At 43.1% G+C, this 17,178-nt stretch carries 14 protein-coding genes; 9 read left to right on the forward strand and 5 right to left on the reverse strand.

The genetic code is table 11. The features are described from left to right. The 8 genes from LNTAR_RS28045 to LNTAR_RS18780 all read left to right on the forward strand — a co-directional run. Positions 1 to 180: hypothetical protein (locus LNTAR_RS28045; RefSeq protein WP_007280328.1), on the forward strand; the 180-nt coding region annotated here is incomplete at its 5' end. Between the two features lie 335 nt (positions 181 to 515). Beyond that, complete coding sequence (locus LNTAR_RS18750) at positions 516 to 2,483, forward strand: LamG-like jellyroll fold domain-containing protein (RefSeq protein WP_083800089.1); 1,968 nt, start codon at positions 516 to 518, stop codon at positions 2,481 to 2,483. Positions 2,484 to 2,557: 74 nt separating this feature from the next. Beyond that, positions 2,558 to 3,286 (forward strand): type II secretion system protein, encoded by a 729-nt coding sequence (locus tag LNTAR_RS26080; protein ID WP_007280331.1) that lies wholly within the window; start codon positions 2,558 to 2,560, stop codon positions 3,284 to 3,286. A 60-nt stretch (positions 3,287 to 3,346) separates the two neighbouring features. After that, the gene (locus tag LNTAR_RS18760) at positions 3,347 to 4,588 is read left to right on the forward strand and encodes a Gfo/Idh/MocA family protein (RefSeq protein WP_007280332.1); all 1,242 of its coding nucleotides are present in this window, start codon (positions 3,347 to 3,349) and stop codon (positions 4,586 to 4,588) included. Positions 4,589 to 4,775: 187 nt separating this feature from the next. Then, positions 4,776 to 5,828 carry a Gfo/Idh/MocA family protein gene (locus LNTAR_RS18765; protein WP_007280333.1) on the forward strand — a complete coding sequence of 351 codons (1,053 nt, stop codon included), beginning with the start codon at positions 4,776 to 4,778 and terminating at the stop codon, positions 5,826 to 5,828. A 148-nt stretch (positions 5,829 to 5,976) separates the two neighbouring features. Continuing rightward, positions 5,977 to 8,142 carry a hypothetical protein gene (locus tag LNTAR_RS18770; RefSeq protein WP_007280334.1) on the forward strand — a complete coding sequence of 722 codons (2,166 nt, stop codon included), beginning with the start codon at positions 5,977 to 5,979 and terminating at the stop codon, positions 8,140 to 8,142. Positions 8,143 to 8,156: 14 nt separating this feature from the next. Beyond that, positions 8,157 to 9,929: an endonuclease/exonuclease/phosphatase family protein gene (locus LNTAR_RS26765; RefSeq protein ID WP_007280335.1), complete on the forward strand. Its 1,773-nt coding sequence runs from the start codon at positions 8,157 to 8,159 to the stop codon at positions 9,927 to 9,929. A gap of 245 nt (positions 9,930 to 10,174) precedes the next feature. Further along, positions 10,175 to 10,834, forward strand: coding sequence for a rhamnogalacturonan acetylesterase (locus tag LNTAR_RS18780; protein WP_040915337.1), 660 nt, complete (start codon positions 10,175 to 10,177; stop codon positions 10,832 to 10,834). 53 nt (positions 10,835 to 10,887) lie between these two features. On the opposite strand, the gene LNTAR_RS26085 is transcribed toward LNTAR_RS18780, so the two are convergent. The 5 genes from LNTAR_RS26085 to LNTAR_RS18805 all read right to left on the reverse strand — a co-directional run bounded on the left by LNTAR_RS26085 (position 10,888) and on the right by LNTAR_RS18805 (position 16,229). Beyond that, positions 10,888 to 11,640, reverse strand: a complete 753-nt coding sequence (locus LNTAR_RS26085) for a type II secretion system protein (RefSeq protein WP_007280337.1) — start codon at positions 11,638 to 11,640, stop codon at positions 10,888 to 10,890. A gap of 178 nt (positions 11,641 to 11,818) precedes the next feature. Then, on the reverse strand, positions 11,819 to 12,637 hold the full coding sequence (locus LNTAR_RS18790; protein ID WP_007280338.1) for a DUF2797 domain-containing protein: 819 nt from the start codon (positions 12,635 to 12,637) through the stop codon (positions 11,819 to 11,821). A 16-nt stretch (positions 12,638 to 12,653) separates the two neighbouring features. Further along, positions 12,654 to 13,451 (reverse strand): ATP-dependent sacrificial sulfur transferase LarE, encoded by a 798-nt coding sequence (gene larE, locus LNTAR_RS18795; RefSeq protein ID WP_007280339.1) that lies wholly within the window; start codon positions 13,449 to 13,451, stop codon positions 12,654 to 12,656. After that, positions 13,444 to 14,757: a tRNA (N(6)-L-threonylcarbamoyladenosine(37)-C(2))-methylthiotransferase MtaB gene (mtaB, locus tag LNTAR_RS18800; protein ID WP_007280340.1), complete on the reverse strand. Its 1,314-nt coding sequence runs from the start codon at positions 14,755 to 14,757 to the stop codon at positions 13,444 to 13,446. Before mtaB ends, larE begins: the two co-directional genes overlap by 8 nt. Then, the gene (locus tag LNTAR_RS18805) at positions 14,754 to 16,229 is read right to left on the reverse strand and encodes a leucyl aminopeptidase (protein WP_007280341.1); all 1,476 of its coding nucleotides are present in this window, start codon (positions 16,227 to 16,229) and stop codon (positions 14,754 to 14,756) included. Before LNTAR_RS18805 ends, mtaB begins: the two co-directional genes overlap by 4 nt. Before the next feature lie 284 nt (positions 16,230 to 16,513). Here LNTAR_RS18805 and LNTAR_RS18810 point away from each other — a divergent pair, with 284 nt between their 5' ends. Then, the gene (locus LNTAR_RS18810; RefSeq protein ID WP_157473720.1) at positions 16,514 to 17,164 is read left to right on the forward strand and encodes an HAD family hydrolase; all 651 of its coding nucleotides are present in this window, start codon (positions 16,514 to 16,516) and stop codon (positions 17,162 to 17,164) included. Positions 17,165 to 17,178 lie beyond the last annotated feature (14 nt).

The raw sequence follows: 17,178 nt of genomic DNA on the forward strand, positions 1-17,178 counted from the left end.
AAGTCTCAGCAAGTGTCAAGCCGTTTTGATTTCAAAGGAGTTGAAGCTGGTCTAGGGAGCAGCTTTTTAAGAGCTTGGGGAGAGCCTTTTATTGGAGCGATAGATGAATTAACCCTTTCCCCAAAAGCACTGAGTGCTAAGGAAGTTGCGGAGCTCTATCAGGCTGACTTGATAAAATAATCTCATGCGGTTCTCACTCAAGTAGAATCCCTTACTCTATAGCGCAAGAAGACGATCCCAGTACAGATTTTTTATTAGAATAGGGAGACTCATCAGGCCCGATGACGACATGAGTCACGATAGGACTTCAGGTGATAAGAGGATATTTACGAGGGTGCATAAATTTATAATATAATCTTCATTTTTGGGTAAAAAATATTTTATGTGCAATGAAAGATAGTGAATTTTCTTGACATTCTATAAGATGTGGAGTATGATTGTTTGATTAATCAAACAATCAAAAATGGATTTTCCATAAGAGATTAGTTATTTTAATAACAAAATTAAGGCTTTTTATGAATTTCAATTTATTTATATTTCTCAGTTTCTGTGGATTCTCAGTCATGGCAACTGATCCTGTCTATCGTCATTGGTCTTTTGATGAAGTCTCGAATAATCAAGTAAAAGATCACTCTGGCAATCAAGTGGATTTAAATTTATCAAGCCAAAAGTCGGACGATGGCGTTCTGGGTAAAGGACTTGAGTTTCCGGCAGGAAGTCAAGCGCTTGACTTAGGTGACTTAGGTTTAAAGGCTCCTGTGACGCTTAGTTTTTGGATGAAAACAAATACGACGCAAAATGATGGTAGAATCTTTTCACAGCTCAATGGTCCCGTTCATGGTCAAGCGGGTGCTTTGCGCATCAATGGGATTAATATTGAATTGTGGAATGCAAAGAATTGGATTTCTATCATCAAAGGCATCAGTGATCAAGGCTTATGGCAGCATATAGCCTTTGTTTTTAGGCAAGATGGGAAAGTGATTGGCTACCTCAATGGTAAAGCGAGTAGTGCATACAGAAGTTCTTTTGATTTTAAGGGAGTCAGTGCAGGGCTGGCAGGCAAATATATGGGCCAATATGGTGAAAATTTCATTGGCAGTTTGGATGATTTTAGGATCTACAAAAGTGCTTTAAATGAGCAAGAAATTAAGGACTTATACCCTAGTGATTTATTTGAGAAGTCTCAAAAGTTACTTGCTAAAGAAGTGAAAAATCAAATTGGGGCTAATGGCCTATACGACTGGAAAGATAACATGGTGATTGCGCCACGAATGCGTGATGCGGCAGGACTTTTATTGCCTTTGCAATCCTATGATGAAACGATTAAACGCGGCATGTCTTTTATCTTAGATGATCACTTAGAGTGGTTTGGCGCAGAAGAAACCTTGCTAGATGACAAGGGGAAAATGCAGAGACCTTGGGTTTATTATTCTAACGTTCAGCACAATGGCATACCTTTCCCGAGAGCGGTCGATAGAATGACTTCTTACCCAGCTTTTCACCATGCACTTAATATAAAAACCTTTATTTCTTATTGGAAATATGCGGGGGATGAACGAGCCTTGCAGGAGGCCATTGATTTAGCGGATTGGGATATAGCCAATAGCACACCAACTGACTGGGCTTATGGTAGCATGCCCTACAGTACTTTTGAGCACAAAAAGCCAGGTGGCTTTCGCGATGGTGCGGGGATTATGCCCGATAAATCAGCTATCTTAGCACTGGCTTATCTCGACCTGTATGAGGCGACTGGCAAAGATCGTTTCCTCAAAGCAGGAGAAGCGATTGCAAAAACCTTGAGCTTGCGTCAGCGTCCCAATGGAACTTGGCCCTTTAGAGTCGATCCCAAGACCGAAAGAGTGGTCGAGGAATATACCAGTAGCGTGATTTATGCGGTGAAGTTATTCGAGCGCGTGGACAAGTTTAACGAGAATAGTCATTATCGTCCCTATCGCGATAAAACTTGGCATTGGTTGGTGAATGGTCCCATCAAAACTAAAGAATTCCGTGGCTTTTACGAAGATATTCCCCCGAGCCCACGTGGCCGTACAAATTATGATTGCCTCGATACGATTCGCTACCTCTTGGCCAATAGAACAGAAGATAACGGCTACCTCGAAATGGCCATTGAACTGAATCAATGGATTGAGAAGATCTTTTTGGATAAGATTTCCGGTTTTGAGCCAGCGGAAGGGATTCGCGAGCAATTGCAATGCAATTATGTGATGGGGATCCATAGCTTGAACTGGGCGTCTATGCTGATGGAATTAGCACAAGCAACAGGCGACGAAAAGATGCGTCAACGCGCCCAACAAACCGCCAATTACACCACTTATTACCTTCAGCCTGATAATCGTATAGTTGTGGGTTTCGATTATAAGCAGTTGTGGTATAGCTGTCACGTCGGTGTCATTCTTTACCTCTTTGATTTTGTTGAGACAAGTAAGAAAAATCCCAAGAGCAAGGTCAGATTTAAAATTTAATTAGTACGATTTAGATGAACTGCCTGTAAGCATCGCAGGCGAAACTTAATAAGAGACATAAACAAGGAAATAGCATGAATACAAATAGCTTAAAACAGCCAAGAAGTTTCACCTTGATTGAATTGCTCGTGGTCGTAGCAATCATTGGAATATTAGCATCGCTTGTATTACCAGCTTTAGGAAAAGCGAGGAAAAAAGCTAGGACAGCAGTGTGCAAGAGTAACCTAAGACAAATAGGTACCCTGAGTCAAATGTATTCAGATGATCATAATGGATCATTTGCTAGTTATGATAGCAATACTGTTCAGGTTCAATATGATTACCAGAACTGGGGTGGCAAGCAAGGGACAGAGTATCAGGGGACGATACGTTTTTTAAACCCCTATCTCGGAATAGAAGGTCCTGTGACAACAACAAGTAAAGGAGCCATTGAGGTTTTTAAATGTCCGAGTGACGATGGTACAGAAGGAACTTGGGGTAGGGGTCCAACGATTTGGGATGCTTTTGGAACGAGTTATTTATATAATAATAGCGAAAATGGTAATAATCATATCTCGTCCATGGTGGGACGTACACAAAATAGTATAGCCAATCCATCACAAGTCATTCTTGCGAACGATTTTTCCTTTAATGCGTTTTTTGTTAATTTGGTTCCTTTTCACATTAGTTCTTGGCACAAAGAGGATAATGGTTGGGGGAACGTTTTGTTTGTTGACGGCCATGTAGCTTTTCGACAAGCCAATTATACGGCGGGGAACAATCACACTTTTGATGATTGGACTTTCATGCTCGATGGACCGTAAGAATTCTTTTAAAAGACAATGATTTGTATATAATAAGTAAAAAACATAAGGGTATAAAAAATGAATCAAGATAAATCGAACTTATCTCGTCGTGGATTTTTACAGGGCATAGGAGGTGCTGGTGCTCTACTTGGCATGGGCGCTCTGAATCAACAGAGTTTAGCAGCTGAAGCACCGCGTGATGCCCAAGGCAATATTATTCCGGGTTTTGAAAAAAATCAGAATACAGGAACACATGCGCAAGGTTGGAAGCCCATTTCTGACCGTAAGATTCGTGTGGGGATAGCGGGCTACGGTCTCTGTCAATTTGGTGCTTCTTGGTTTTATCAAAATCATCCCAATGTTGAAGTTGTGGCGGCAACTGATCTCGATCCAGGACGTTGTGCGGCCTTAGCAAAAGCAGTGGGTGCGAAAAAAACTTATCCATCTTGTGAAGAGATGATCAAGGACAAGAGTATTGAGGCGGTATATATTGCCACTGATGCGCCGAGTCATGCTCGTCTCGCTATCATGGCGCTCAATCATGGCAAGCACGTCGCTTCTGCAGTTCCCGCAGTTTTTGGTTTTGAAGCGGAAGATGAAGCTGAAGAACTCTTTAATGCGGTCAAGAAAAGCGGTATGAAATACATGATGAACGAGACCTCAACATTTCACGCGGGGCTTTACGCCGATCGCATGCAGTACCAAGCAGGAGCCTTGGGTAAAGTAATTTACTCTGAGGGTGAATATTATCATGACTTTGGCCCTCATGGCTTAGCAAGTTATAATCCCAAGAATGGTAAAATTGATAAGAATGGTTGGCGCCGTGGACTCGTTCCCATGTGGTATCCGACACATTCAACTGCTTATTATGTTTCTGTTACGGGTGGGCGTTTTACTGAGGTGTCAGGCTTGGGTACCAAGAGCCTTTACGCTGAATTCCAAGCAGAAAATAATGAGCATAAAAACCCCTTTGGCACTGAAGTTGCCATGTTGAAGACAAGTGAGGGAGGTATCTCCCGTATGGCCGTGAGTTGGGATATGAAAAATGCCCATGGAGAAAAGGGGCGTTGTTATGGTCAAAAACCACGAAGCAATAAAGTTAAGGGCACTCGACCAGCACTGCCTCCAGGGGTGAATGCAGGACATCATGGTGGATCACATGGTCAGTTAACCAGTAATTTCATCGAATCCATCTTATTGGATAAAAAACCGATAGTCGACATCGGTGATGCTCTCAATATGACTCTCGCTGGAGTGATTGCCCACAAATCAGCACTCGCTGGTGGCGAATGGATGAAGATTCCTCAGTACGATCTATAAAGATTGAAATGAACGTCAAGAAAAAGCGTGAGTTTTCTTTTAAACTCACGCTTTTTTCTGTCTGCTAGTGGGAGTGAGCTAGTCATTTATATGGTGAATTGTAATGTGAAATAAACGATTGCACAATCTTGTGTTGATGGCGAAATTTGGAGTTCCTATGAACTCGTTTGAAACTTGATGGTGAATAATGAAAAAAGCAAAAATTGGTTTGGGCGTGATTGGTATCAGTGCTGAGAATATGGGTAGTACGATGTTTTTGCTAAAGGATGAAGCGGATTTGCGCTATTCGCTAGAGGCCATTTGCTCTAATGAAGAGGGGATACACGATCTAGCTAAAGAGAAAACTGTGCCTTTTGCTACGATGGATTACCGAGAACTCGTGGAACATCCTCAAGTCGATGTGGTGGCGGTTTATTCACCGGATGGCTTACATGCTGAGCATTGCCTCGCAGCACTGGAGGCGGGCAAGCATGTGATTTGTACTAAACCCATGGTGACGAGTCTTGAGTATGCAAAGGCTATTGTCCAAGCAGTAAGAAAAAGCGGGACTAAATTTTTATTGGGTCAAACTATGCGTTTTGATCGTCAATTTAGCGCTCTGCGCAAATTTTATAAAGAAGGTGATTTGGGCGAAATTATGGCCGCAGAGGCTTATTATAATCACGATATGCGCCCCGTTTATGACTTCACTCCTTGGCGCCTTAGCATGCCGCAAGATTTGATGTATGGCGGGGTGACTCATCCCGTCGATATTTTGCGCAGTTTTATGGGTGATATTGCCGAAGTTCACTGTTTTTCGACTAAGGGTAAACTTACTCCCGAATTTCCCCAGGATAACTTATTCTTTCTCAATCTTAAATTTGACTCAGGCGCTATTGCGCAGGTACGCGGGCTCTATGATGTGGTTGAACCACCAAGTCCGATGATGCAAGTGACGCTTTATGGGACTAAAGCTACAGCAGTAGCGGAATTTAGTGATAATGGTCCCGGAAGAATTGTTTATTCGATGGATGGACAAAAAGAAAGGCAAGAGTTCCATTTTGAACCCGAAAAAGACCTCAGCGTTTATGGTCATGGTGCGACGGTTATTCGCTATATGCGCCATTTACAAGATTGCCTAGATAAAGATCTTCCACCATCACCCAACGAGATAGATGGAGCCAAAGCCGTATCAGTAGCTCACTCTGCATGGGAGTCATCTAGGACGGGTACAATGCAAACTATTTTTAATAATTTTTAATTCCATCAGGCATATTTTGTTTCTTTTTCGTCAATTTATATAATTTTAAAAGAAATATTCATGTATGGGCTTTAGTGATGTAGCATTAGGGTTTTTTTTTCTGTTTAAATTGTTTTTAGTATCAATAATTAAATTTCAGGTTAAGTCGATGAAGAAGATCTATCTATTACTCGCATACATGTTTGCGACTTGTGCAATTATAGCGAATGAAGAAGGCCCTAATTTAGTCCCACAAGCGAAAAGCACAGTTGCTAATTATTGGTGTACTTGGTATGCGCAAAATTATTGGATTGGACGAGGTTCTGATCTCAAAGACCTCAAGGGGGTGACCAATTCGGCTGCGCGGGAAGAGATCAATTATCACACAATATTTAATCCCAAGGATGGCTGGGCATCGACTTATTTGGATCGCGAAAGCCGGAAGGATTATGTTTTTCTGATTGACCATGGTTGGCAATCCAAACGCAAAGAAGAGTACATCGCCGGAGGGATGCCATTTTTTAATATGATCACTGACCCGCGTGATTTTGCGGAATACGCACATTTGGAGCCCAAGGATCGCCTTAAAAAGTTTAATGAAGAAATAAAAGCACTTGGCTGGAATTCACTGGGTCTTTGGACGCGGGGCAATATTACTGAAAAGCAGGCGCGAACTTTTGTTGAGTGGTCCAAGCATGCGGAGATTAAGTACTGGAAGATTGATGGCGGAAATGATGGCGGGAAATATTTTTCACAAAAAGTAAAGGATGCAATCTATCCAGAGCTCGTCCTCGAATACATCACGGGCTCAGGCGGCAATATCAATCCCAAATGGAATCAGGATCAGGCTTCTTACCCGTCGGTCTACGACTTTGGAGGCAATTTACGCAGGGCAATGCTGAGCATGGTGCAGAGTGTGGATGTCTTCCGCACTTACGATGCTTCGCCCCTATTAATGACCACGACGACTTTGCGAAGAACGCATGACGTTTTAAAACAAACTCAGCAGCAAGCCAAGTATAAAGCTTTAATTAATGTTCAGGATGATTGTAATGTCTCTGTAGGTTTAGGGGTGTTGGTGGCGAGTAAGCGTCACCCCAATATGGGAGAGAGAACGTATAATGGCAAAGATCTGCACCATCAGCTTTCGGGGCCAAGGCTCATGCAAAAGCGTTTCGATGAAGTGTCGCGCTTTGGACGTTGGGCACGCATTGCGCCAGCATTTTCAGCCGGAACGGGCACTTATCTGTCATCAGATAATGAATTAATTGATCGCTGTGTGTACACGCCTTGGGATACTTGGGCAGCGGGGACCTATGGTCGCATGGTGAGTCAGAGTGCACCAGCGATAATGGCGCGTAATATGCCTTTGCCGAAAGTCGAGAGTGATGGACCGGCACCATTTGTTTGTGTGAGTACCTATCCTAATGGGCCGACGGGGATTGCCACTGATGGTCGCGTGAGTCCTGAGAAGCGTTGGTTTGAACCAAGAGCTAAAGTGACGGTAAAAATCAAAGATGCTTCACAGCCAATCGGCGTAGTCGGGCGCTATAAAGAATTGATTTTGGCGTTTGCCTCTTCACTGGAGGATGTTGAACACATTTGGGCACAAGATCTTTTAGACGATAGCTCGATGGATATAAAATCGAAAGTCAAAATTAGTGGCAATACCATTTCACTCTCTGGAGATCTCATCGACGAGATTGGTTTATCAGCAGCGAGCCCCGGAGATTTGTCAGTGCCGGGTTTAGTTCTGCGTTTAGAGGGGAAAAATCTGCCGTTTTTTGGAAAGGAGTATACCCCAGTCGTACCAATACCTCAGGCGAGTGCTTTTGTGAAGGCAAAAACTAAGGGCTATGTCGGCCCAGCTTCAATCAAAAAAGTGAAGGATGGCCATGAAGTCATGTCCGATAATAAGTCTAAAATTGATTTTGCCCTCAAGAAATTAGCAAAGCCGATCAACACCGGCAAAGTGCAAATTACTTGGACGATGAGAGATCTTGATCCACGTGCGCTAACTCGCAATGGATTTCTGGTGGTGAGCAGCGATGAAGATGCGCTTTCTTCTGTTCTCGCAGGTGCTTGGACGGGCTCCAATGAAGTGACGGTGTTTGAGGGGCTTGGAGGACATAGTTCAGCGCCTAAGAAGAAATTTAAGCCAGGAAAAGAAATGAGCTGCAAACTGGTCTTGGATTTAGATAAACGCAGTGCTGAACTAACAGTCAACGGAGTGAGTTCCAAGATTTTATTTTCCGAGAGCATGACCAGTGTAAGTTATGTTGGTTTTGGCGTGAAGGGAGCAAAAACCTCCTTTAGTGATATAACGATCAAGTGAGCAAGGATTCATGAATGAGTAATCCATTGAAAGCGGTTCTTTTTATTCTAGTAACAATCAATTTGGCTCTGGCTCAGCTTTGTGCTCAAGAGTCAGCCGATTCTCAAGTTCTTGAAGTCAAGGCCATGTCCTTTAATATCCGCAATAGTTATGCTAGGGACAAAGAAAACTCCTGGGATCTCAGGAAAGAACTGGTTTATAAAGTCATACAAGATTATGCACCGGATGTTTTGGGACTACAGGAAGCTAATCACGAACAACTCGGTGAGCTTAAAATACAGTTCCCGAATTATAGACACATTGGCGTGGCTTCTGATGGTGGAACGAAGGGGCAGTATTCAGCTGTTTTATACCTAAAGAGTAAAGTGAGGGTTCTTGATTCAGGGGACTTTTGGATATCGGAGACTCCTGAAAAAGTATCTAAAAGTTGGAGAAGTGCTCACAGACGGATTTGTACTTGGGCACGATTGCAGGAATTAAAAACATCTAAAGAATTAGTCGTGTATAATACTCATTTGGATGATGGCTCAGGCAAAGCCAGAGAAAAGGGAGCTGAGATGATCATGAAGCATCTTCATGGTCAAAAACTCAAAGATGCATTTATTGTCATGGGCGACTTCAATGCGGCAGAAGAAAGTAAGGCCATAGCGCAAGTAAAAGGAACTGGGGCCTTTGTAAACGCCGTTTATCCCAAAGCAGTAGACCCTTTTCGAGTATTAAATCCTGAGGCAAAAAATGTTGGAACTTATCATGGTTTTTCCGGGAAGGATAGTGGGGCGAAAATTGACTATATTTTTGTTCCCAAAAACGCTCAGGTTTTAGCTGCTGAAATCTTAAAAACAAATCACAATGGGCGCTACCCTTCTGATCATTTTCCTGTAACTGCACGAGTCAGTTTTAAACAAACGTCAAGTGAGGTGCCAAAGAAGAAAGAGGTGCCAAAGAAAAAAGTGGATTCTAGAGATACGCTGCCAACTTATGCCAATGTGACTTATGGGGATTTTGAGCGTAATAAGCTGGATTTTTGGCAAGCCAAAGGTGAGGGGATACGACCTGTTCATGTCTATATCCATGGAGGCGGGTGGATTCAGGGAGATAAGACCCGCATGAAGGGGATTAAGAAATATTTGGATCGGGGGATCTCTGTCGCGGCCGTCAATTATCGCTTAACGGGTGAGAACCCATTGCCTGCGCCGGTACACGATGCCGCTCGAGCGATTCAGTTCCTGCGCTACAAGGCTAAGGAATGGGATATCGATAAGAACCGTTTCGTTCTTTCTGGTGATAGTGCGGGTGGTTGTACTTCCATGTGGCTCGCTTGTCACGATGACCTGGCCAAGCCAGATTCAAAAGATCCGGTTGAGCGAGAATCTACTCGCGTTCAGGGCATTGCGGTTGCGGGTGCACAAAGTGCTATAGACCCAAAAATGATTGCGCCCTGGATTGCGCCCTATGTTTATCACGGCATGATTGTCATGGCCGTGGGTGAAAAAAGCAAGGAAGACGTCATTGCCAATTACGCTAAGCACCAAGCGACTTATCAAGAGTTCTCGCCTATTAATCACTTAAGTAAGGATGATCCTCCCATGTGGCTGGCTTATAATGGTGATATTAGCTTGCCATCCAAGAGTTTTGGTCATGCGATTCATCACGGAAACTTTGGGATAAAAATGAAAGAAAAATCAAAGGCCATTGGCCATAATAAGCTTTACCTTCAGATCGGGAAAGACCGGGACCCAAAATACAAAAATGGCGATGATTTTATATTTCAGATGTTACTACAATAAACCATAGTTTTTAAGGTGTAAACAAGGGGCTTTTAACTCTGATTTAAAAGTGTGTTTTGTTCTAAAAATAGGTGATTAGCGCATTGTAAGTACCACTTTTCGTAATTCGAATAATGCATTCAGGCATGAAACGAAATATGAAAAATTCAAGCAAATCATTTAAGTAAAATAAGATTAGCTAAGGCTCGGACAATCTAGTCTTAGATAAATAAAAGAAAGGAAAAATGATGTTGAGAAGATCGCTCATGAATATTTTAGGACTCTTAATATTGCTCATGCATGTCGCTCTGGCAAAAGAGAACAAATTGAGTATCGGTTTAATAGGGGATTCAACAGTAGCCACAACCTATGGATGGGGACCTGCCTTTGCCTTAGAAGTCAATAAAAATGTCAATGTATTAAACTATGCTAAAAATGGTGCCGCACTCGACTCACTATCCTCAAAGCTAGATGTGCTCCTCAAGCAAAAACCTAATTATGTAATAGTGCAATTCGGGCATAACGATATGAAGCGATATGATACTAAAGCCTATGGTGATAAGCTGAAGAATTATGTAAAGAGAATTACAAATGCTGGCAGTAAAGCTATTATTTTTAGTTCAGTCACTCGTCGAAATTTTGATAAACATGGTAAAATTGAGCCTCGGATGATCAATGGTAGATCTCTGGCTGATTACGCGCAAGTAGCCAAGTTTATCGCTACAGAAATGCATGTGCCGTTCATTGACCTGAATTCAATCAGTATTAAACATCACAACAAGATAGGACCAAAGTTGAGTGCTACATATAATTTCACAGAAACTGACACGACCCATTTTAGTAAAGAGGGTGCCAAAGCCATTGCAGCGCTCATAATCAAGGAGCTAAAAAGTGTTATTCCAGAACTCGGAACGCACTTTAAATGATTGCGAATGGCCTATATGTAAATTTACCTTAAGCTGATAATTACGTTAAGTTTTTACTTATGTGCATCCCACATAGTATTGTTTACTGGATTGTTGCTAAAGCTACCCGAGGAGGTCGTTGCTGTAGAGAAGTAATTGAGCTTTCGCACACTTCCGTCCATTAATAAATAATTAGTTCCTTGCAAGCCATCGTGAGGGAGCTCAGCATCAGGGAAGTCAAGTGCAACGTTGAGATTTTCGTTTGCTGTACTGGAGCCGAGGTAGTGCGTGTTATGTGGACGCTCCGCCATGGCGATGACATCTGAAGGATCAATGGTGTCTGTTATTCTGGATGAACCATAAGGAGGGACTTCTCCTGGCCCCCAACTTGTTATGCCACGACAATATCCTCGCCAGTTAGTTTGACCCCATACAATTCTACCTAGGTTTAATCCGTAAGACATGCGTGCTTTTGTGCTGTCGTCTCGGGCGACTTCATCGGAGGGGCATACATAAACTTTTATATCTTCACCGATGATACCATTGGCATTTTTTTCTGCATCTGTATAATTCCGTCCATCATAATCAGAAAGTTTATCATCCCAAGACCCTGCGCCATTGGCATTGGCATTGACTGGGTAATAATTGTCGTTGTCATCCAAAAATGAGAAAAGAAATAAGTTAATTTGTTTTTGGTTGCTTTTACATACGGCAGTTTTAGCTTTCTCTCGAGCTTTACTCAAGGAGGGCATTAATAAACTGGCCAGTATACCAATGATGGCCACGACGACGAGTAATTCTATGAGAGTGAATTTTTTCCTTTGCATGATATAACCTTTAATAATTTCAAATCTTAAGCTTAAAAGCAAAAAAAGTTTTTAAGTGATACAAAAAAATCCCTAACGGTCCCTCATATTCTATGTTTTGAAGGTTTTGTTATATTTTATGGCGAATAAGCACAAAAAAAGAGCATCAGTTAAGATGCTCTTAGGCTTTAATTGGGTTTTAGTCTTCCCAAGAAAAAGCGATGTTGTAGCCTGAGTGGGCACGGATATTAAAGACTTCGTTAGTGTCAAAAATGAGGTACTGACCTTTGATGGCGATAAGAGTCGCGGTGTAGATGGGGACTTTATCGAGTTTGACAGATTTTACTTTTGTTGGCCATTGCAAGTGCGGGTACTCAAGTTGAATGGTCTGAGGAGTTTCTAACAAAAATTGCTTTTGCTCATCGGTGAGGATCTCATGAACTTGTTCAATGATGGGCTCGAATGCGGTGTCCGCAACATCGTGTTTGAGCATTTTTTGCCATCCCGTGCGATCTGAAATTCCGCTTGAGCTGATCGCTTTTTCTGCCTTGCCCACATCGAGGCGGCTGGGGAAAAGTCCGAGTACGAGCGCTTCTGAAGCGCCTTGGTCAGCCCAACGTGTGAGGTGATTGCCCCCACGAGTGATACCGATTTTAACACCGGATGAACGGGCTAAATAAAGTGCTTGATCCGTCATGCAATGTTCATCGGCCCACTTGGGTTGACGACAAGTACCATTAGCATAGTGACAGGTTTCTGGTTTCATGATACAGAGGTCATTGCAGGCTAAGTTATTGAAGCAGGGCCAGCATGAACCTTGGCCAACGGCCTTTTTTGTGCGAGCGCCGCAATGGATACAATTAATTTGTCCTTGGTATGACCACGAGATCTTCTTGCCGAGTAAAGAATTGAGCGGAAGTTTAGCTTCGCCATTCATAGTGAGTGAGTATTCCACTAAGCCGCCATTTGAGGGGCAGGAAGTGATCATTTTTTCGAGATTACCAATGAGCTGATTCATAGAGGTGAGTCCTAATTTAGTGGGTTGATCCCGTGCGGTAACCCGCGAGATCTAAAGTGATATGACGATAGCCAACTTTTTTGAGCTGGCTTAAAATGTTTTTGCGAAAGTCTTTGTCTAAAAAGCGCTCAATCGCCTCTTCTTCAACTTCAATTCGCAAGAGATCGCCGTGATGACGGGCGCGGTATTGATAAAATTTTTGTTCCTTCAGGACTTCTTCGGCCATTTCGATTTGAGTGAGTTTTTGTACAGTGACTTTTTCACCCACGGGCAAGCGTGAAGCTAAGCAGGCAAAAGAGGCGCGTGAAGCCGTAGGTAAATCACGTTCCCGCGAGAGCTCACGAATTTCTTCTTTACTAAGGATTTGCAGTGGGGCAATGACGGCATGTTCTGCTGCCGCTTTTGCGCCAGGGCGGTGATCGCTCAAGTCATCTAAGATGGCTCCATAAGCTAAAGTGCGAATATCTTTTTCTTTAGCATAAGCCGACATTTCGGAAAAGAGCTCCGATTTGCAGTAGTAACAGCGGTCACCAGAGTTTTCTTGGTAGTTGGGGTTATCAATCTCGTGAGTGTAGATAATAGTTAAATCCCAATTCCTTTCTTCAGCTAAAGCTTTGGCTTCTTTGAGTTCCGAGCGCGGAATAGAGGGGGAATCAGCAATGATGAGTTCAACTTTTTCAGGTGAGATGAACTCATAGGCTAAGGCGGCAAGAAGGCTGGAGTCAACCCCACCAGAGTAGGCAATGGCGAGGCTATCGAGACTTTGAAGTTCTTGTTTAACTTGAAGGAGTTTCTCTGTGAGTTCTTTATTCATCGACTAATTCGGCCATTGCGAAGTCCGCAACAGTATGAGTGATTTTAACGCGGCGAATATGACGGCTAAGGTTGCCGGGATACTCGACGGAGACGCGGATGAAGTTCTCGGTGTAACCGGTCCATAAGCCATCGTGACCTGATTCGAAAAGAACATCAAATTCCCTTCCGATGTAGTCATTATAAAACTTTAAACGTTTGCGTTCGCTGATCGCGCGTAGAACGGAGGAGCGATGTGATTTTTCTTTAGGATGTACTTTTTCCTCCATTTTAACTGCGGGAGTTCCATCGCGTTCAGAAAAAGTAAAAACGTGGAAATAATTCACCGGTGATTTAATTAGGAAGTCACAAGTATCTTCGAATTCTTTTTCGTCTTCGCCGCACATACCAACCATGACATCAGTGCCGATGCAGAGGTCGGGAACGCGTTCTGAAGCCATCTTGATAAAGTCGAGGAATTCTTGACGTTCATAGCGGCGTTTCATGATCTTGAGAACTTTATCAGATCCACTTTGAAGTGGGATATGCAAATAAGGAACTAAAGCGTGATTGGGGTCCGCCATGTAGTCAAAGATCTTCTCGGGAATAGTGGTGGGCTCGATGGAACTAATGCGAATGCGTTCGATTCCTTCGAGCTCGTTGAGGCGATCGATGACGTCGAGGAAAGTTCTTCCTTGGGAATCATACGTTGCCACATTGACACCAGTGATGACGATTTCTCTAAAACCTTGGCCAATGAGTGTGCGGGCTTCTTCTAAAAGATTTTCCATGTCACGAGAGCGAGAACGGCCACGAGCCATGGGGATAATGCAGAAAGTACACATGAAGTCGCAACCATCTTGGATTTTGAGGTTGGCGCGAGTTTTTGAGTCGGATTGACCCATGGTGTCGATCGTGAAATCTTCTTTAACAATGCGGTCACGAATGATGAGCGGCTTCTCGTTTTTACCCATCTTGACGTAATCAAGCACAGACATTTTATCTTGGTTGCCGATGATGAGATCGACACCCTCGATTTCTGCGAGAGTTTTGTAGCCCATTTGTGAGTAGCAACCAACCACAGCCACAAAGGCATCGGGGTTGCGGCGGATGTACGAACGGATGACATTACGGCAGTCCGAGTCGGCACGAGCGGTGACAGTACAGGTGTTTACAATAGCTATATTTGATTCGCCTTTAAAATCGACGATATCAAACCCTTGTTCTTTGAGTCCTTGTTCCATGACGGATGATTCCGACTGATTGAGTCGGCATCCGAGAGTATATACACTAGCTTTTTTTGTTTCTAAATTTTCTGTTGGGGTCATTCTGAGATATTCATGAGCCATTTTGCTAGGAGTCGAGCTCCAAAGCCACTGGCAAGGTTTTCGTTAATATATGAGCAGCCTTTCATTCCCCAAGCAGTTCCTGCAATATCGAGGTGAGCCCAGCGAGTATCGCCGGTGAAGTTTGAGAGGAAACAAGCAGCCGTTACTGTGCCAGCATAGGGAGGGCCAATGTTACAGAGGTCAGCGTCTTTGCCCTTAAGTAAAGATTTGTAGTCGTCGTTGATCGGCAAAGGCCAAAGACGTTCGTGAACTTGTTTGCCTGCTTCAATAAGCTCGCCTTGGAGTTCCTCGTCTTCCGAGATCACTGCAGCCATTTCATGGCCTAAAGCAACGATGGCAGCACCCGTAAGAGTGGCTACGTCGACCATGACATCAGGCTTGTGCTTTTCGACTGTATAAGCCATCGCATCACAGAGGATGAGTCGGCCTTCAGCATCAGTATTGTAGATTTCGATGGTTTTACCACTGTATGAAGTGACGATGTCGCCAGGCTTCGTTGCATCGCCATTGATCAAGTTTTCTGAGCTTGGAACAACGCAAACGACGTTGATAGCAGCGTTGCATTCGCAGATAGCTTTGAAAGCACCGAGTACGGCGGCTGCACCACACATATCGAACTTCATGTCTTGCATGCCTTTACTTGGCTTAAGGCTTGTGCCACCCGCGTCAAAAGTTAAACCTTTACCGACGATGGCAACTGTTTTACTGGCACTTGGGTGAGTGTGTTTGAGAGTGATGAGCTGAGCTTCTTCAGAAGAACCTTGGGAAACAGAGAGTAGGGCGCCCATGCCGAGTTTCTCCATATCTGTTTCGCCAAGCACTTCGATTTCGGACTCAGTTTCTTTGGCGAGTTCGCGAGCTTTTTCCGCAAGGATTTTAGGTGTGAGGGCGTTGCCTGGGGCATTGCCTAAGTCACGTGCATAATTAGCACATTCCGTGAAAGTCTGAGCACGATTAGCTTTGATCTGTTCGATAGTGATTTCTTTACTTGTGCAAAGGTGCACACAGAGGTTATCGACTTTGATTGTTTCAGAAGCTTTTGTTTTAAAGGCCGTGTGTTCGTATTGAGCGAGGTTAACTGCGGCAACGAAGTGGCGCGTTTGAAGTTCTGGTGCGTGTTCAAGTTCGAGGAGTAGGTGGTGCTTTTTGTACTTCTGTAAAAGCCCTACAGCTTTGCCCGCAGCATTGCGGAACTTATGGCTCATGTCGCCTTCTTTTTTACCGAGACCTAAAATGAGGATGCCACGATAAGCACTCATGGGAGTGGGGAGATAAAAAAGATCTTTTCCAGAAATTGTACCACGATCATTAATAAGGTTGAGTGAAGTTTGATCTTCTAAAGCGATTAAAGAACTATTGATGGCGACATGGACTTCGTTCTCCCAAGCAGGGATAACGAGGCAGTCGACTTCAGGTTCAATTTCGCAGTTCGTGATAAAATGTATGTCCATAATTGCGTTCCGGAATGGTGGTTATAGTTTCAAAAATAAGCGCTAATATGTGTTGCAAGAGTGGGTTTGTAAAGTTTTCTAAAAATTAAAGCTATGCTTTTCCTTATGTTTTCTGCTGTAATGGATTGTTATTCAGTAGTTTTTGATTTTCTTAAATGTTCTAATTTAGTGGCTCAAAAAGTGTTCCGATGAACATATTTCTGTTCGACTTTAAGTATTGACTATTTAAGGCATATTCAACTTTGCTAAATTCTACTAAATTAATAAGCTTTAAAATAAACTTTATGAAACGCGTAAAACATATCTTTTGGGACTGGAACGGAACCCTATTAAATGACGTTGACCTCTGTGTTCACGTAACGGGTAACTTTTTACAAGAGCGCCATGATAAATTATTGGATCGCGAGATGTACCTGAAAGAATTTGGTTTTCCAGTGATAGATTTTTACAAAAAGATTGGAATTGAACTCAAAGAAGAAGATTACGGTCAGATGTCGATAGACTGGATTGGAGCTTATAATCAATCTTTTGGTGAATTTGCCGAACTCCATAATGGAGTCGGAGAAGTTTTGCTAGGCCTGCAAAAGTTGGGTTACAAACAATCGATTTTGTCAGCCTGTGAAAAGGGGCTTTTGGATACATTAGTAAAAAAATTCGACTTGTGGGATCATTTTGATTCAGTTCATGGGGTTGAAGACTTCAAAGCTCATGGGAAAGTGGATTTGGCGCACTCTGCTGTGCGTGCGAGTCAGCTTAAGGCAGAAGAATGTATGCTTATTGGCGATACGATGCACGATTATGAAGTGGCGCGAGAAGCCGGAATGCAGTGTTTGCTAATTGGGGGAGGTCACCAAAATTCCGACCGTCTCAGAGCAACAGGCTGCGAAGTACTTGAGGATATCAGTCAAGTACTCAATAAATTTAAAAATATATAAAAGTTAAGGATTCA

The organism is Lentisphaera araneosa HTCC2155 (assembly GCF_000170755.1).
GTDB lineage: Bacteria > Verrucomicrobiota > Lentisphaeria > Lentisphaerales > Lentisphaeraceae > Lentisphaera > Lentisphaera araneosa.

Excerpts from the sequence above, each read along its gene's own strand:
- LNTAR_RS18750 (WP_083800089.1), top strand. The coding sequence starts at position 516 with ATGAATTTCAATTTATTTATATTTCTCAGTTTCTGTGGATTCTCAGTC.
- LNTAR_RS26080 (WP_007280331.1), top strand. The coding sequence starts at position 2,558 with ATGAATACAAATAGCTTAAAACAGCCAAGAAGTTTCACCTTGATTGAA.
- LNTAR_RS18760 (WP_007280332.1), top strand. The coding sequence starts at position 3,347 with ATGAATCAAGATAAATCGAACTTATCTCGTCGTGGATTTTTACAGGGC.
- LNTAR_RS18765 (WP_007280333.1), top strand. The coding sequence starts at position 4,776 with ATGAAAAAAGCAAAAATTGGTTTGGGCGTGATTGGTATCAGTGCTGAG.
- LNTAR_RS18770 (WP_007280334.1), top strand. The coding sequence starts at position 5,977 with ATGAAGAAGATCTATCTATTACTCGCATACATGTTTGCGACTTGTGCA.
- LNTAR_RS26765 (WP_007280335.1), top strand. The coding sequence starts at position 8,157 with ATGAGTAATCCATTGAAAGCGGTTCTTTTTATTCTAGTAACAATCAAT.
- LNTAR_RS18780 (WP_040915337.1), top strand. The coding sequence starts at position 10,175 with ATGAATATTTTAGGACTCTTAATATTGCTCATGCATGTCGCTCTGGCA.
- LNTAR_RS26085 (WP_007280337.1), bottom strand. The coding sequence starts at position 11,640 with ATGCAAAGGAAAAAATTCACTCTCATAGAATTACTCGTCGTCGTGGCC.
- LNTAR_RS18790 (WP_007280338.1), bottom strand. The coding sequence starts at position 12,637 with ATGAATCAGCTCATTGGTAATCTCGAAAAAATGATCACTTCCTGCCCC.
- larE (WP_007280339.1), bottom strand. The coding sequence starts at position 13,451 with ATGAATAAAGAACTCACAGAGAAACTCCTTCAAGTTAAACAAGAACTT.
- mtaB (WP_007280340.1), bottom strand. The coding sequence starts at position 14,757 with ATGACCCCAACAGAAAATTTAGAAACAAAAAAAGCTAGTGTATATACT.
- LNTAR_RS18805 (WP_007280341.1), bottom strand. The coding sequence starts at position 16,229 with ATGGACATACATTTTATCACGAACTGCGAAATTGAACCTGAAGTCGAC.
- LNTAR_RS18810 (WP_157473720.1), top strand. The coding sequence starts at position 16,514 with ATGAAACGCGTAAAACATATCTTTTGGGACTGGAACGGAACCCTATTA.